This is a genomic window from Brucella pituitosa (assembly GCF_003049685.1).
In the GTDB taxonomy this organism is placed as follows: domain Bacteria; phylum Pseudomonadota; class Alphaproteobacteria; order Rhizobiales; family Rhizobiaceae; genus Brucella; species Brucella pituitosa.
Genome location: NZ_PYSY02000001.1, coordinates 150,106 through 162,795, shown reverse-complemented (window position 1 = coordinate 162,795; position 12,690 = coordinate 150,106). Strand labels below are relative to the sequence as shown.

Genomic DNA, 12,690 nt, shown 5'->3' with positions numbered 1-12,690 from the left:
GTCTATCAAGCTGAAAGGGCGCTCTTCAATGCCTTGGTGAGATCGGTCTTCTCCCAGGAGAAGGAACCGTCACGACCTGGCTTGCGGCCAAAGTGACCGTAAGACGAAGTCTTGGCATAGATAGGCTTGTTAAGATCAAGATGCTTGCGGATGCCACTTGGCGACAGGTCCATGACCTTGCGCAACGCTTCCTCGACCGCCGATTCATCCACCTTGCCGGTGCCATGCAAATCGACATAAACCGAAAGCGGCTGGGCAACGCCAATGGCGTAGGAAAGCTGGATTGTGCAGCGATCAGCAAGATTGGCAGCAACGACATTCTTGGCGAGATAACGCGCAGCATAAGCTGCTGAGCGGTCAACCTTGGTCGTATCCTTGCCGGAGAATGCGCCACCACCATGCGGAGCGGCACCACCATAGGTATCCACGATGATCTTGCGACCCGTCAGGCCCGCGTCACCATCCGGTCCGCCAATAACGAACTTGCCAGTTGGGTTGATGTACCAGTTGCAGTTTGCGGCAATTGGAAGATCGCCAAGCGCTTCGCGGATATATGGCTCGACAACCGAACGGACCTTCTTGGAATCCCAGCTTGCATCGAGATGCTGTGTGGAAAGAACGATCTGCGTGACTTCAGCAGCCTTACCGTTTTCGTAGCGCACAGTGACCTGGCTCTTGGCATCAGGTCCGAGCTTGCCCGGATCGCCTTCGCCCTTGTGACGGGCTTCTGCAAGCTTTTCGAGAATCTTGTGCGAATAATAGATCGGAGCTGGCATAAGATCCGGGGTTTCACGGCAGGCATAGCCGAACATGATGCCCTGATCGCCTGCGCCTTCTTCGCCCTGACGGTCGGCTGCATTGTCCACGCCCTGTGCGATGTCGGCGGATTGTGGGTGCAGAAGCACATCGATCTTGGCTGTGCGCCAGTTGAAACCGTCCTGTTCATAACCAATTTCGCGGATCGCTTTACGGGCGGCCGAACGGAAACGGGAAGGATTGATCAGCGGATGGCCAGCCTTGTCGTGAGCGACAGAGCCGTCCTTATTCTTCTTCAGGAAAGTCTCAGGCACACGCACTTCGCCGGCAATAACCACACGATTGGTGGTGGCGAGCGTTTCGCATGCAACGCGAACAGTCCAGGGGTCAACGCCCGTACGGCGCGCCTCCTTGTAAATCATGTCTACGATTTCATCGGAAATGCGGTCGCAAACCTTGTCCGGATGACCTTCGGACACCGATTCGCTGGTGAAGAGATAAGAACTGCGCGACACGGGTAACCCCTCTTGAAAATCCAACGGAGCGAATGTCCGTTATGGAAACACAGTAGCGCCCGGAGCGATAAACAGGTTCCGGGCACATCATTGTGTTAGCGAAGTTGGGATTGAACCGTCAATGTATATTCTTGTTGCGACACAGCGTTGCTGGAAAAAAACCATCCGGCTTACGCTTTTGTGAACCAATCAGAGCGCATCGCGTTGAATTTCATTCACACGACGCGCTTTTGAATGTTCTTAAAACATGTGTCCCAAAACCGGTTTCCACTTCCGGGAGACATGCTTGAAGCCTTATTCGCCTTCTGCGGCGAGCGACTTTACCAGATCGATGATCTTGCGGCGCACTTTCGGATCCGCAATTTTGGTGAAGGCCCGGGTAAGCTGCACACCTTCATTCGAGTTCAGAAAGTCGACAACGTAAGTCGCTTCATTATCCTCGGCAAAGCCTGCCTGCGATGTTGGGTTTGAACCGGGCGCATCTTCAAAAAAGAAAGATACAGGAACCGTGAGAATGGAAGAAATCGCCTGAAGACGGCTGGCACCGACGCGATTGGTGCCTTTTTCGTATTTCTGGATCTGCTGAAATGTGATGCCGAGGCTTTCGCCTAATTTTTCCTGACTGAGACCCAGCATGTTGCGGCGAAGGCGAATGCGGCTGCCCACATGCACATCAATAGGGTTGGGTTTCTTCTTATTCTCAATCATACGGCTTTCACTCCTCGCAACCGCGAGCTTTCATTCATGGCCTGTTCATCTGAACAGGGATAAAATACATTGTGGGAGGTAGTCAGACTGGTTTGCGAAAGAAACCGTCACAGCGCGAGTATAACAGCTTAACAAAATTGCCGTGTCAATGAAAACGCCGTCGGAAAGACACCCTGAACCACACGCATACGGCGAGTAGGGTTAATAGGAGTGAAAGAGTCTGTTTGCCGCCGGGTGCACTGCCCCAAAATGGGACACGCTCTTCAGGCAAATAAGCATCAATTACACCGACAGCATCGAGTGGCAATTCCTCGATGATTCGACCATAGGCATCAACGACAGCCGAAATTCCATTATTAGCTGCACGAACCAATGGCAGGCCCTGCTCTACGGATCGCACCTGCGCCTGTCGGAAATGCTGATACGGCCCCGGCGTATCGCCATACCATGCATCATTGGTAACGTTGACAATCGCTGTCACTTTGCGGCCCGTATAGGACAGTTCATCCGGGAAAATTGCTTCGTAGCAGATCAGCGGCAGAAAGGTCTGCCCTTCCATTACATTGATCGCGTGACGCCTCTTGGCGGCGGTAAAGCCACCCGGCATCTCCACCACTTCCTGAAGCCCGAGACTGCGCAAGATACCTTCAAAGGGCAGATATTCGCCGAAGGGCACAAGATGCACCTTATCGGTATAATCAGTGATCCGACCCTGACCGCTGATTGTGAGGATCGAGTTGTAATAACGCGGGTCGCGCCGGGGAACGAGTTCTTCGCGCACTGCACCGGTGAGCAGCACCTGATCATCGCCAATCACCTCGCCGATCCGCGTGAGCGCCTCGGGCGTCGATGACAGGATATAAGGCACTGCCGTTTCAGGCCAGATCACCACGTCAGGCTTTGGTCTGCCCTCCACTGGCGCCTGTTGCGTCATGGCAATGAACTTGTCGAAGATCGCACGACGTTCGTTGTTGTCCCATTTAAGGCTTTGCGAAATGGAAGGCTGGACAATGCGGATCGACAGAGTTGTCCGATCAGCATCGAGAGCTGGCGCATTAGACAGCGTCCAGGCACCAAAGCCGATATGGGCTGTGATCAGCAAACCTGCCAGGACGATGCCGCTCTTTGCCAAACGCCCGCCGCTCAACAGCGACGGTGCCGAAAAAACCAGTGCCGCAAGCGCGCTCATCCCGACAAGACCGATGACTTCCACCGATTGCATCATCATCGGCGTAGGCATTGCGGCATAGCCGAGTGCATTCCACGGAAAGCCCGTGAAAACGAATGTGCGCAGCCATTCGGTAAAACCAAAGCCCAACGCTATCGCAAAAATACGCCCGATACCGTCCGACCAGAACAGCCGGGCGACCATGGCAGCCAACCCGTAAAAAATCGCAAGAAATGCCGGAAGCCCAAGAACTGCGAGCGGTATGGCCCAGGCAAATTGTTGCGCATCGACAAGAAGCGCCGTGCCGATCCACCAGAGGCCGGACACGAAATAACCGAAGCCGAACCACCAGCCGATTAAACCTGCCGGGAAAAAACGCCGGATAGGGCCTTTGTCTTTATCGGGGATGGCACCATCAATAAGCCAGACCAGCAGTGGAAAGGCGATGAAGCCCGCAATGAAAATATCGAATGGCGGCTGGGTCAGCGTCGCAACAGTGCCACTGAGAAAAGCGGTCAGCGCACGACGCCAACCGCTCAAAGAAGAGATCTTCCCCGCAAGCCTCTCTATCATCAAGCCTCTTTGGACGTTTCCGTTGTTTCAGTCATGACCTCGGATCCGTCATCCGATTTCGCTGGGCTCACGGAACGCTGCTGCCTGCGGCGGTCTGCTTCCGAAAGAGGCACGATCCGAACACGCTTTACGCGACGCGGATCGACTTCAAGCACATGGAATTCATAGCCCTGAACCGCCTGCACGACTTCGCCGCGCAATGGAATACGTCCCAGAACGGAGAAGATCAGACCGCCGACCGTGTCGACGTCCTCGCCATGCTCACCCACTTCAAATGAAGGGCCGATCTTCTGAGCCAATTCATCAAGATCTGCACGGGCATCGACGACGAACACGCCATCGGCCTCTTCAGCGATCATGATTTCTTCATCGTCATGTTCGTCTTCGATGTCACCGACGACCATTTCAACAATGTCTTCGAGCGACGCCAGTCCATCGGTGCCGCCATATTCATCAATGACCAGCGCCATCTGAATATGGGATGCCTGCATGCGCGCCATCAGACCGCTCGCCATCATCGACGGTGGCACGAACAACACCTTGCGCATCAGATTAAGCTCACCAATCGTCTTGGTGAGATCGATACGCCCCATGTCGAACTTGGCAGCGCTTGCCTCGGCGGTCTTGCGCGCCGTCGTACGACGGGTCGTCTTCTGACGTGCCTGCTTGGTGATATAATTGAGCACATCGCGGATATGGATCATACCACGAGGATCATCCAGCGTTTCGGCATAGACCGGCATACGCGAATGGCCGGAACTTTCAAACAGCTCCAGCGCTTCCCAAAGCGGTGTGGAAATTTCAACCGCCACCACATCGGCACGCGGGATCATCACATCTTCGACGCGGATTTCACGCAGACGCAGGATATTGTGCAGCATCGCCTTTTCTTCAGGCGAAAAAACGGAGTCCTGCTCACTTGCGGTGCTGGAAATCGCATCGGCCAGATCTTCACGCAAGGAAGATGACTGGCGCGAACGCATGAAAGGAAAAATGTTCGACAGAAGGGAACGCTTTTCGGTCGTCTGCGACCGCTGCGTACTTTGCCCTTCAGAATCTTGTGTGTCGCTTCGGCTATCGCCTGCGGACGAGGAATTGCTTTGGTCAGCCATGATCAATCTGTTTCAACGTTTAAATCGGATACAGCATAAGGGTCGGGGATGGCAAGAGCATGAAGGATTTCACGCTCACGGCGTTCCATCTCCTCGGCCTCATCTTCCGTCTCATGATCGTAACCCAAAAGGTGCAAAAATCCATGCACAACCAGATGGGAGAGATGATTTTCGAGCGGTTTGCCTTCTTCAAGAGCTTCGCGCTCAACCGTTTCCCGTGCAATGATGATGTCACCAAGCATTGGTCCAGGCTGCTCGCCAGCCTTTACAGGATAAGCAGGAAAAGACAGAACATTGGTCGGCTTGTCCTTGTTACGCCACTCGGCGTTGATCTTCCGGATGGAAGCATCGTCGGTAAAAACCAGACTCAATTCGCTCTCAGCGGGTTCAAGCCGGAGATTATCCCAGGCCGCCTCTACGGAGCGTTGTACAAGCCCTTCAAGGACCGTTTCGTCCGGCCAGTTGCCGGCTTCGATCATGATATCGATTTGGATCGTGTTGTCTGACACTTATTCCGCGGCTTGCGATGAAGCAACCGCTCTATCCTTCCAGTTGTTAAAAAATGCCGTCCGCTCAAAAGCGGACGGAATATTTTTAGATCGTCATTGTCTCACGCGAATACAAGAATAATTTTCAATTATTCTGATCGCGCATGTTTTTTGGCATCATTGTCGTAAGCACCGACAATTGCTGCCACCAGAGGATGACGAACCACGTCTTTCTCGGTAAAGCGCACTTTAACAACCGAATCCACGCCTTCGAGAACGCGAAGCGCCTCAACGAGACCGGACTTCTGGCCGGGCGGAAGATCGATCTGGCTTGGGTCGCCATTGACCATCATGCGCGAGCCTTCACCAAGACGCGTCAGGAACATCTTCATCTGCATCGACGTCGTGTTCTGCGCTTCATCGAGAATGACCGCAGAATGCGCCAGCGTGCGACCACGCATGAAAGCGAGCGGCGCAATTTCAATGACACCAGCGGTAATGGCACGCTCGACCTTTTCGGCAGGCATCATGTCATAGAGCGCGTCATAAAGCGGACGAAGATAAGGATCGACCTTTTCCTTCATATCGCCTGGCAGAAAGCCCAGACGCTCGCCTGCTTCGACAGCCGGGCGCGACAGGATAATGCGTTCCACAAGACCACGTTCCAGAAGCATGGCGGCATGGGCGACGGCCAGATAGGTCTTGCCCGTACCAGCGGGCCCAACACCGAAAACCAGCTCCGACCGGTCGAGAGCACGCATATAGGCGTCCTGCACCGGCGTACGGGCAAAAATAGTCTTCTTGCGTGTCGATATCTGCGCAGCCGACATCTTTCCCTTGTTTTCAAGCGTCGGCAATGTCAGCTGATCATCCGCAGCAATGGCAATGCGCATGGCACCATCCACATCCGACGTCGTCAGCTCATGGCCTTTTTGCAGGTATTCATAAAGCTGATCGAGAGTACGGCGCGCCTGTTCTGTGGCTGTCGCGTCTCCACGGATGGAAAGCTCGTTACCCTTGGAACGGACATCGACGCCAAGCTTCTGCTCGATACGAGCCAGATTCTCATCGAACTGACCGTAAAGCGCACTGGCAAGACGATTATTATCGAAGGTGAGGACGATATGGGCCATGTCGGAGGCCCCGGTCGCAGCCCCTGTAGCCGGACGTGTAACCGAACTTGAAATTGTGTTTGTTTGCGTTTGAATGGTTGGCTTGGCAGGCTTTAACTTTTCCGTAGCGCTCAACCGCATCTCCCTAAGGTTCACGCATTGCAATCGCAGTACCAGCAGAACGTTCGGTCAAAGGCTACTCACCGCGACTACTGCCTGAATGACATCATGCGCTTAGACAAGCTTTTGCGCAATAAGACTATTTGTGCCAGTCCCCGTAATTTTTACGCGGATGATCTCGCCGACCTGATCGTCATTGTCGTCGATAATGGCCGGCAGAAGCCACGGCGAACGCCCAACCATCTGGCGCTCGAAACGGCCCTTCTTTTCCAGAAGCACATCCATTTCACGACCAACAAGAGAATCCTGAAAGGCATATTGCTGCTCGTTCAGCAGCGCCTGAAGACGTTGCAGGCGCTCGTCCTTGACTGCTTCTTCCACATGATCGGGCAGATCGGCACCCGGCGTTCCGGGACGTGGGGAATATTTGAATGAATAGGCCTGCGCGTAATGCACTTCACGCACCAGCCGCATCGTATCTTCAAAATCCTGATCCGTTTCGCCGGGGAAGCCGACAATGAAATCGCCCGAAAGCGCCATATCCGGGCGCACTTCGCGAATACGTTCAACAAGGCGAATATATTCATCCGCCTTGTGGCGACGGTTCATGGCTTTGAGAATGCGATCCGAACCGGCCTGAACAGGAAGATGCAGATAAGGCATCAGCTGACGAAGATCGCGGTGCGCTGCAATCAGCGTATCGTCCATGTCGCGCGGATGGCTGGTCGTATAACGCAGACGCGCCACACCGGGAATACGTGCAAGGCGGAACAGAAGTTCGCCAAGACCCCACTCGCGGCCATCATCACCCACACCATGCCACGCATTGACGTTCTGCCCCAGAAGCGTCAGCTCGCGTACACCGCTATCGGCAAGACGTTCGGCTTCCGCAACAATCTGCGCAACACTGCGCGAGACTTCCGAGCCGCGCGTATAAGGCACCACGCAGAAGGTGCAGAACTTGTCGCAACCTTCCTGAACGGTGAGGAACGCAGAAACGCCACGCTTGCGCGTTTCTTCGCGCTTTGGCGCAGGCAGATGCTCAAACTTGTCTTCGATGGCATATTCGGTTTCGACGACCTTTTCGCCGTTACGTACACGCGCCAGCGCATTAGGCAGGCGGTGATAGGTCTGCGGTCCGATAACCAGATCGACATTCGGCGCACGACGCAGAATTTCCTGACCTTCGGCCTGTGCCACACAACCGGCAACACCGATGGTCAATTCCTTGCCGTTCGGTCCACGTTTATCCTGCATCTTGCGCAGGCGACCCAGCGCTGAATAAAGCTTTTCCGATGCCTTTTCGCGAATATGACAGGTATTGAGCAGCACCAGATCGGCATCATCGGGTGTGTCAGTCGCGACATAACCTTCAGCCGCAAGGCTGTCCGCCATGCGCTGGCTGTCATAGACGTTCATCTGGCAGCCATAGGTCTTCACAAAGACCTTACGTGTGTTGCTGCCATCCGTGTTTGTCTTGATATCGGTCATATTTTCGCTCATGCGCGGCTATCTACAGTTTTTATCGCCACTTTGGAAGGCGACAAACTTACGCTCTCAGTCTTCTGGGACTTCGCGTCCAAGAAGCGAGCTCTGCAACAGTGCCCTCACCCGGTTTTCCATCGTGCGGGCAAGCGCCTTGCGATCGGTTTCAGCCGTCACGACAACCGGCTCGCCAAAGCGCACTTCGACGTCGATAGCCCCCTCGCGTAAAATGCCTTTGAGATGCGGCATCAGCTGAACATCGCCGGGCCATGAAGCAATCGGGCGGTGATAGCGTCCCATCGCCATGCCGTGGACGCCGGTATAGGCAATCGCCACCGGCTGCACGATCACTTCCGGCACACTCGCCTCACGGATTGCTGCATGGGTAGCTCCAAAAAGCGCTGTCTTGAACGGCAGCACACGATTGCCATCGGAAGTCGTGCCTTCGGGAAACAAAACCATGGCATCGCCATCGGCAAGGCGCTTCGCAATGTCGGAGGTCTGCTCGCCGGTCTTGCCGCGGCGTTCACGCTCGACAAAGACAGTACGCTGGAGAACGGCAAAGAAGCCAAAAACCGGCCAGCTTCTGACTTCAGATTTTGCAATGAACGACACCTGACCAGTGGCCGACAAAACGATGATGTCACTCCATGAAGTGTGATTGGAGACCAGCAGCAGCGGTCGTCCTTCCGGCATCTCTCCAACAATCGTGATCCGAAAACCAAACAGTCGCGCGATGACACGATGAAAGAAATTGGGCAGCCGACGCTTCCATGTGTTTTTCAGTTTCAGAAACACATATTGCACCGGTATGAGCGACAGGCTGAGCGCCACCATCGCCGCTACGACCAAAATGATGCGGATCGCACCAATCATTGCGGCCTCACCAGATCGCGCCGCAAAATGAAAGCAGATGAACGACCACTGGAGGTTTCATAGTAAGCAGGCCTGTCGCCGACCTTATTGAAACCCATACGACGATAAAGGGCCAGTGCAGCCACATTGTTTTCATCGACTTCCAGGAACAGCGTTTCGGCGCGTTCCTGATAGAGATGGCGTAAAACGGCATCCATCAAAGACCGGCCCACGCCTTGCTTACGCACTTCATCAGAAACGGCAATTGTGAGAATTTCCGCCTCACCCGCAACCAGTCGCGCCAACACAAAGCCACATGCCTTGCCGGGCTTACCTTCCGGCCGCGCCACAAAGCCGAACACCGAATCCTGTGCGATCAGCGAACGGAAATCGTCCGAGCTCCAGCCATGATGAAAAGCCAGCGCGTGAATACGCTGGATTTCCCCGCTGTCCTGCGCACCAAGCGCTTCAATTGAGACAGGTCTGCGTCCAAAGCGTCCAAGCACAAAGCTCATCATGACGCTATTCTCCGCTTGCCTTACGCGGCAGCGCAAAGCCGGTCTGCGGCTTCACATCAGGTCCGCGCATATAAAGCGGCTTCGGCGCTTCGCCTGGCTCACGCAAGGCTGCAAGCTTTGCATAGGTGCCGATGTGGCCCGTTGGCTCGACATGCGCAACGCTGAAAGCGCCTGCAAGCGTTTCGCTGAGCGCTGTTGCAGCAGAACCAGCCAGAATTGTGCCGGAGGATTGCTGCTGAATAAGCGCCAGCGCTTCCTCCCGCGCCAGCACCATCGGGCCAGTTGTGGCTTCTCCGTCAGCGCCAAAGACCTGTGCGTAAATCTCGCCACGATGCGCTTCAAGCAGAATCAGAGCAGGTTGCCCGGGATGACTTGTCGCGACCTCCGATGCAAGTGCATCAAATGCACTGACACCAATCGCCGGACGGTCAAGTGCCAGTGCAAAACCGCGTGCTGCCGACACGCCAATACGCACGCCGGTAAAGGAACCGGGGCCGACATTAACCGCCACGCGATCGAGTTCGGACATGGCAATTCCGGATTGTGCCATTGTGCGCTCGATATAGTCCATCAGGACTTCTGCATGACCTTTTCCGATATCCTCGCTGACTTCAGCAAGAACGGCACCACTGCCGGAATCATAAACTGCGGCGGCACACCAGGACGAGGCGGTATCGAGGGCAAGTATCTTCATGAGCCATCGGGTAAATCAGAAATCGTCCCACGACAAGCAAAACACATAAAACGGCTAAAATTTACAATTTCTTTGAAGCGCTGCGCGCTTCAAATGTCTGGCTTTACGCATTGTCCAACGTAAAACCGCTTCGCACTTTTACTGGAAATGCTTTTTCGGGAACCAAACTCCTCTTGAAGCGTTTTTATGCTGGATGCGGGGCGGATATCAATTACCGTATCCGGAGATCGGTCTTATATTGAGATCTGGCGGGGCCGGTTTCAGAGAAACAAATCTGTTTTCCCTCAGCGATGTCCCAATCGCTGATACACAGCCGGATCGTGCAAAGGATATGAGGATAAAATGTCCAAGAAGTCGATGCATGCAACCCGCAACGATCTTCCCTCCAATACCAAGACCACGATGATAGCGTTGCTGAATGAAAATCTCGCAGCGACCATTGATCTTGCCCTCATCACCAAGCAGGCGCACTGGAACCTCAAGGGGCCGCAATTCATCGCCGTGCATGAAATGCTCGATACATTTCGTACCGACCTCGATGAGCAAGTTGATACGATAGCAGAGCGCGCTGTGCAGCTGGGTGGCACCGCCTATGGCACGACACAGGTTGTGGCCAAGGATTCGAAGCTCAAAGCCTATCCGACGGATATTTACGCCGTTCACGATCATCTTGCAGCGCTGATCGAACGCTATGGCGATGTGGCCAACCTCGTGCGCAAGTCGATCAAGGATGCGGACGACGCTGGCGACGACAATACGGCGGATATTTTCACCGCCGCATCGCGCAGTCTCGATAAGGCCTTATGGTTCCTGGAAGCCCACGTTCAGGAAAAGAACTGATTTTGGCGCTCTGACCAATCATCAATGAAAAAGGCCGGGAAATTCCCGGCCTTTTTGCATTCCATTACAGTCAGCTGGCCCATTCGCCGCCACGCATGACAGGCTCGCGGCTACCATCCGCATTAACGCCGTCGACATCGATCTTGTCGGAACCGATCATCCAGTCGATATGAATGAGGCTTGAATTGCCGCCCTGCGCTGCAATTTGTTCAGGCGTGAGCTTCGCGCCATCGATAAAGCATTTCGAATAGCACTGGCCAAGCGCGATATGGCTTGCAGCATTTTCATCAAACAGCGTGTTGTAGAACAGCAGACCACTTTGCGAGATTGGCGAGGAATGCGGAACCAGCGCCACTTCGCCCAGACGACGTGCGCCTTCATCCGTATCCAGCACCTTGTTGAGCACTTCCTCACCGCGGCTCGCCTTGGCTTCGACAATGCGTCCGCCTTCAAAACGCACGGAAATATTGTCGATCAGCGTTCCCTGATGCGACAGCGGCTTGGTGCTCGATACATGGCCGTCGACGCGCAGCGCATGCGGCGTGGTGAAGACCTCTTCGGTTGGAATATTCGGGTTGCAGGTAATGCCGTTCTTGGCAGTCGATGCACCGCCATGCCATTCGTGGCCATCGGCAAGACCCACCGTCAGATCGGTGCCCGGTCCCTTGAAATGCAGAGCGCTGTAAGCCTTGCTGTTCAGGAAACGTGTGCGGGTGCGCAATGCTGCATTATGCGCTGCCCATGCACCAACCGGATCGTCCACATCGACACGCGATGCAGCAAAAATCGCGTTGGCAAGCTTACGAGTCGCAACGTCTTGCGCATCATCCGGGAACATCAGCTTCGCCCATTCCGGGTTCGGATAGGAAATGATATTCCAGTTGATGTCGAAACCGGCAATCTTTTCGAGTGCTGGCTGATAGGCTTTGGAATTGGCGCGATTGGCGCGCGAAACCTTGGACGGGTCCTGCGAGGACAGCAGCATCGGATTGTCCGCCGCAATCGCAAGGCGCGCCGCGCCATTCGCATAGGCCTTGGCCATGCCTTCATAGAGCCAGCCAGCCGCACGATCAAAGCTCTCATCGGACGCATTTTCATAACGCGCCAGCGCAATCGCATCATCGGAGAAGAACGGCGTCACAACGCCTGCGCCAGCTCTATAGGCGTGTTTGGCGATCAGGCGCACCAGTGGCAGAGCAACGACAGGTGCAGTGATGACAAGATCCTGGCCTTCACGCAATTGCAGCCCGACGCGTACAGCCACTTCAGCCAGACGTTCGAGTTTTACCGGATCGATGACGGGAGCGTTATTGTCATGTGCCATATGGCTGCAAGCCTCGTGTTTGAAAGAATCAGTGGCAGTCTATCAGATGACTTAATTTCACCACGCTTTTTCCTGCCACTGCGTTATATTAATGGAGCGGTCGATAGAAATTTTTATGTTACGAGAGCAACGGCTATGAAGAAGAGCGTGCTTATTATCCTTGGTCTGGCGGGCCTGCTTGCAGGTTGTCAAACCATGACTCCGGAACAGCGCCGCGCCGCAGATGAACAAACCTGCCGCAGCTATGGTTTCAAACAAAAATCCGATGCATTTTCCAACTGCCTGTTGCAGCTTGATCTCGACCGCAGAGCAGATCGCCGCGCCTGGCAGAACCGTGCCGATTTCTACGACACACCGATGGTCATCTATCAACCGGTTTATCGACCAGTGCCTGTTCAGGCCAAGTAACAGACAGGCCAAGT

At 54.6% G+C, this 12,690-nt stretch carries 13 protein-coding genes; 2 read left to right on the top strand and 11 right to left on the bottom strand.

Annotated elements, in window-relative coordinates; translation table 11 throughout:
* Nucleotides 1-5: 5 nt before the first annotated feature.
* The 10 genes from metK to tsaB all read right to left on the bottom strand — a co-directional run bounded on the left by metK (nucleotide 6) and on the right by tsaB (nucleotide 10,104).
* Nucleotides 6-1,271, bottom strand: coding sequence for a methionine adenosyltransferase (gene metK, locus C9380_RS00785; RefSeq protein ID WP_024898344.1), 1,266 nt, complete (start codon nucleotides 1,269-1,271; stop codon nucleotides 6-8).
* 294 nt (nucleotides 1,272-1,565) lie between these two features.
* On the bottom strand, nucleotides 1,566-1,979 hold the full coding sequence (locus tag C9380_RS00780; RefSeq protein ID WP_024898345.1) for a helix-turn-helix domain-containing protein: 414 nt from the start codon (nucleotides 1,977-1,979) through the stop codon (nucleotides 1,566-1,568).
* Between the two features lie 145 nt (nucleotides 1,980-2,124).
* On the bottom strand, nucleotides 2,125-3,720 hold the full coding sequence (lnt, locus tag C9380_RS00775) for an apolipoprotein N-acyltransferase (RefSeq protein WP_128092793.1): 1,596 nt from the start codon (nucleotides 3,718-3,720) through the stop codon (nucleotides 2,125-2,127).
* Nucleotides 3,720-4,832: a hemolysin family protein gene (locus C9380_RS00770; RefSeq protein WP_128092792.1), complete on the bottom strand. Its 1,113-nt coding sequence runs from the start codon at nucleotides 4,830-4,832 to the stop codon at nucleotides 3,720-3,722. The genes lnt and C9380_RS00770 overlap by 1 nt, the downstream gene beginning before the upstream one ends.
* Before the next feature lie 2 nt (nucleotides 4,833-4,834).
* Entirely contained in the window at nucleotides 4,835-5,341 is a 507-nt protein-coding gene (gene ybeY / locus C9380_RS00765) for an rRNA maturation RNase YbeY (RefSeq protein WP_036567504.1), read from the bottom strand.
* A 128-nt stretch (nucleotides 5,342-5,469) separates the two neighbouring features.
* On the bottom strand, nucleotides 5,470-6,567 hold the full coding sequence (locus C9380_RS00760; protein WP_024898349.1) for a PhoH family protein: 1,098 nt from the start codon (nucleotides 6,565-6,567) through the stop codon (nucleotides 5,470-5,472).
* A gap of 99 nt (nucleotides 6,568-6,666) precedes the next feature.
* A complete protein-coding gene (gene miaB / locus C9380_RS00755; RefSeq protein WP_128092791.1) occupies nucleotides 6,667-8,055 on the bottom strand; it encodes a tRNA (N6-isopentenyl adenosine(37)-C2)-methylthiotransferase MiaB in 1,389 nt (462 codons plus the stop codon).
* Between the two features lie 54 nt (nucleotides 8,056-8,109).
* Nucleotides 8,110-8,913, bottom strand: a complete 804-nt coding sequence (olsA, locus tag C9380_RS00750; RefSeq protein WP_128092790.1) for a lyso-ornithine lipid O-acyltransferase — start codon at nucleotides 8,911-8,913, stop codon at nucleotides 8,110-8,112.
* Nucleotides 8,910-9,410: a ribosomal protein S18-alanine N-acetyltransferase gene (rimI, locus tag C9380_RS00745; RefSeq protein ID WP_128092789.1), complete on the bottom strand. Its 501-nt coding sequence runs from the start codon at nucleotides 9,408-9,410 to the stop codon at nucleotides 8,910-8,912. Before rimI ends, olsA begins: the two co-directional genes overlap by 4 nt.
* A 4-nt stretch (nucleotides 9,411-9,414) precedes the next feature.
* On the bottom strand, nucleotides 9,415-10,104 hold the full coding sequence (gene tsaB / locus C9380_RS00740; protein WP_128092788.1) for a tRNA (adenosine(37)-N6)-threonylcarbamoyltransferase complex dimerization subunit type 1 TsaB: 690 nt from the start codon (nucleotides 10,102-10,104) through the stop codon (nucleotides 9,415-9,417).
* Nucleotides 10,105-10,446: 342 nt separating this feature from the next.
* On the opposite strand from tsaB, the gene dps reads away from it, so the two are divergent.
* Complete coding sequence (gene dps / locus C9380_RS00735) at nucleotides 10,447-10,944, top strand: DNA starvation/stationary phase protection protein Dps (protein WP_100558368.1); 498 nt, start codon at nucleotides 10,447-10,449, stop codon at nucleotides 10,942-10,944.
* Nucleotides 10,945-11,014: 70 nt separating this feature from the next.
* Here dps and C9380_RS00730 read toward each other — a convergent pair whose 3' ends face one another.
* The gene (locus C9380_RS00730) at nucleotides 11,015-12,268 is read right to left on the bottom strand and encodes an aminopeptidase (RefSeq protein ID WP_128092787.1); all 1,254 of its coding nucleotides are present in this window, start codon (nucleotides 12,266-12,268) and stop codon (nucleotides 11,015-11,017) included.
* A 135-nt stretch (nucleotides 12,269-12,403) separates the two neighbouring features.
* On the opposite strand from C9380_RS00730, the gene C9380_RS00725 reads away from it, so the two are divergent.
* Complete coding sequence (locus C9380_RS00725; RefSeq protein WP_128093610.1) at nucleotides 12,404-12,676, top strand: hypothetical protein; 273 nt, start codon at nucleotides 12,404-12,406, stop codon at nucleotides 12,674-12,676.
* The last annotated feature ends 14 nt before the right edge of the window (nucleotides 12,677-12,690 follow it).

Coding starts and splice junctions, on each gene's coding strand:
- rimI (WP_128092789.1), bottom strand. CDS start 9,410: ATGATGAGCTTTGTGCTTGGACGCTTTGGACGCAGACCTGTCTCAATT.
- tsaB (WP_128092788.1), bottom strand. CDS start 10,104: ATGAAGATACTTGCCCTCGATACCGCCTCGTCCTGGTGTGCCGCCGCA.
- olsA (WP_128092790.1), bottom strand. CDS start 8,913: ATGATTGGTGCGATCCGCATCATTTTGGTCGTAGCGGCGATGGTGGCG.
- C9380_RS00780 (WP_024898345.1), bottom strand. CDS start 1,979: ATGATTGAGAATAAGAAGAAACCCAACCCTATTGATGTGCATGTGGGC.
- dps (WP_100558368.1), top strand. CDS start 10,447: ATGTCCAAGAAGTCGATGCATGCAACCCGCAACGATCTTCCCTCCAAT.
- miaB (WP_128092791.1), bottom strand. CDS start 8,055: ATGAGCGAAAATATGACCGATATCAAGACAAACACGGATGGCAGCAAC.
- lnt (WP_128092793.1), bottom strand. CDS start 3,720: ATGATAGAGAGGCTTGCGGGGAAGATCTCTTCTTTGAGCGGTTGGCGT.
- C9380_RS00725 (WP_128093610.1), top strand. CDS start 12,404: ATGAAGAAGAGCGTGCTTATTATCCTTGGTCTGGCGGGCCTGCTTGCA.
- C9380_RS00770 (WP_128092792.1), bottom strand. CDS start 4,832: ATGGCTGACCAAAGCAATTCCTCGTCCGCAGGCGATAGCCGAAGCGAC.
- C9380_RS00730 (WP_128092787.1), bottom strand. CDS start 12,268: ATGGCACATGACAATAACGCTCCCGTCATCGATCCGGTAAAACTCGAA.